Origin of the sequence: Parabacteroides sp. MSK.9.14 (assembly GCF_019041495.1) — a bacterium.
GTDB classification, from domain to species: domain Bacteria; phylum Bacteroidota; class Bacteroidia; order Bacteroidales; family Tannerellaceae; genus Parabacteroides; species Parabacteroides merdae.
In genome coordinates, this window is record NZ_JAHPXO010000091.1 from 1 (window position 1) to 2,046 (window position 2,046).

Sequence of the window (2,046 nt, forward strand, 5' to 3'; positions counted from 1 at the left end):
GGCAGCGTCTCCACTTTCTTCTCGATCCTTTCAAGGCATCCGTAGATGCCTTCCAGATAATTTTCCTGTTTCATCTTTCAAAGTTTTTTGTTATACATATGGTTCACAAACTCCTTCCTTTCCTGCGCTTCTTCTTTCTCCGCAGGCGTTCCGCCTCTTTCTCGTCCTCCGTCGGTGCCACCGACGGCATGAACACGCCACCCGTACCGGTGACTTCGACCAGGTTATCAATAACAGAACCATGACTTTGTTCATGGTACGGTTGCTTTTGGGAAACGTCATTTTCCAGGGACGTGACATGGTTATGGTCCAATGCCGCATCCAGCCTTGACCAGCTGAAACTGCGGTCAATCCCACTTCCCTTGAATGACAGGTTATCCTTTATAAAGCGGATGCCCTGCACTTCATTAGTGTTTTCCTTGTACTTGAATTCCATTTCCACGCCCATTTTTAAGAGCTTATTTTGAAATTCTTTCCATGTATCTGCACTCCTCAAAGCTTCCTTAACCGCACGATATATCTCGTATTTCACCCTTTCGGAAGCGTGCAGCTTTTCCGTTTTAACGGACTGTTTGCCTTCGGAATAGGTGAGCGAATACTTGTCCTTGAGCATTTTCGTCACCCTCTCGTTGCGCTTGAAATCGTTGCTGTCGGAAATCACCTTCCCGTCGAAGTTCACCCGGTTGAAGACGATGTGGCAGTGCGGGTTGTCCGTCCCGTGATGCCTCACCACGATGAACTGCGTGTTCCGTATCCCCATCAGCTCCAGGTATTCCTCCGCCAGCCTTGCCATGAACGCGTCGGTCAGCCTCGGTGCGTCCTCCGGCTTGAAGCTGAGCGCAATGTGCCCCACCGGTTTCGCCACGTCCGGATTCAGCAGGCATTGCCACCGGAAACTGCGTGCCGTCTCCTCCACCGTTCCCAGCAGCACGCCTTCCGAGGCGATGATTTTTGCGTCGTCCTTCTGCGTCACGTAGCGTATGCAGCCGCTGAACGAGCGGCCTTTCCTGATCTTCCCTATCATGAGGCTATCCTCCTTTCGGCCTGTAATCATCCATGATCCGCTTCAGCTTTCCCAGCAGCCCCTCTATCAGCAGCCTTGTCCTGTAAAAGCCGGTCTGGTGCGAGAGCTTTGTCAGCTGGTTCAGGTTGTTCGCCATTCCCGCCAGGCTGCGCAACAGTGCGTTCTCCTCCGGTGTATGCCTTGCCGTAACGGTGGCCGCCAGTGCTGCCTCCCTGATATAGACCGCCAGACTCCGGCCGGACTTCCCTGCCCTGAACCTGAGAGCCTCGTAGCTGACGGGGGAGAACTTCACCGTCACGCCTCTGGTCAATTTACGCGTCCTGCCCAGTGCCGGACGGCCACATTTTTTCTTCATCCCATTCACATCGTTTGTCATATGTTTTTTCTTTTTCGTCCGTACTTCTTTCATTCCAAAATCTGCGACCGGCGGGAGCGGATTTGCCCTCCCAGCAACCGCCGGGCGCGGGGAGCAAGGGTTTTCGGGAATCCGGAAACATACCCTTGCTCCCCCCACAGAAAAATCCCCCCCCCGCATTTTCCACATTGAAGCGGGTATACAGGGAACAGTGCATACATCGGGTATACTCCACGCCCGGTAACAGGCTGTCAGATTTTTCTCCACTGCTCGATGTCCCCACGGTAGGCGGCAAGATGCTCCCTGGCAAGGTTCTCCAGCAGTCCGGAAACGCTCATGCCACGCCCGCCGAGCCTGCGGACGACGGCGTCCAGTTCGTCCCTCACATCCTCACTGACGAACACCGTCTTGCGGTTCCTGATCTTCGGGACGGTGAGGTACGTTTCCCGGTACTCCTCCAGCGAGGCCCTGCGTTGCCTGCCGCTCGTTCTTCTTCTCACGGGGTCTTCCGGTTCCGGCGGGGTGTCCTTTCTTCTCGCCTCCCCGGATACCTCCTCCGCAACGAGCCCGGATGGAATCATCGATTCCGTCACGGAAGCATCCGTACCGGCGGATTCCCCCGGACCGGGTTCCATCATGAGTCTTTCCCACCACTCGTCGTGGCCGG

At 55.4% G+C, this 2,046-nt stretch carries 3 protein-coding genes; all 3 read right to left on the minus strand.

From position 1 onward, the window contains the following. Positions 1-103: 103 nt before the first annotated feature. Entirely contained in the window at positions 104-1,024 is a 921-nt protein-coding gene (locus KTG12_RS21100; protein WP_216945541.1) for a relaxase/mobilization nuclease domain-containing protein, read from the minus strand. Positions 1,025-1,028: 4 nt separating this feature from the next. Further along, a complete protein-coding gene (gene mobC / locus KTG12_RS21105; protein ID WP_005650044.1) occupies positions 1,029-1,400 on the minus strand; it encodes a plasmid mobilization relaxosome protein MobC in 372 nt (123 codons plus the stop codon). Between the two features lie 230 nt (positions 1,401-1,630). Then, positions 1,631-2,046: DUF3408 domain-containing protein (locus KTG12_RS21110; RefSeq protein WP_147349797.1), on the minus strand; the 416-nt coding region annotated here is incomplete at its 5' end.

Excerpts from the sequence above, each read along its gene's own strand:
- KTG12_RS21100 (WP_216945541.1), bottom strand. The coding sequence starts at position 1,024 with ATGATAGGGAAGATCAGGAAAGGCCGCTCGTTCAGCGGCTGCATACGC.
- mobC (WP_005650044.1), bottom strand. The coding sequence starts at position 1,400 with ATGACAAACGATGTGAATGGGATGAAGAAAAAATGTGGCCGTCCGGCA.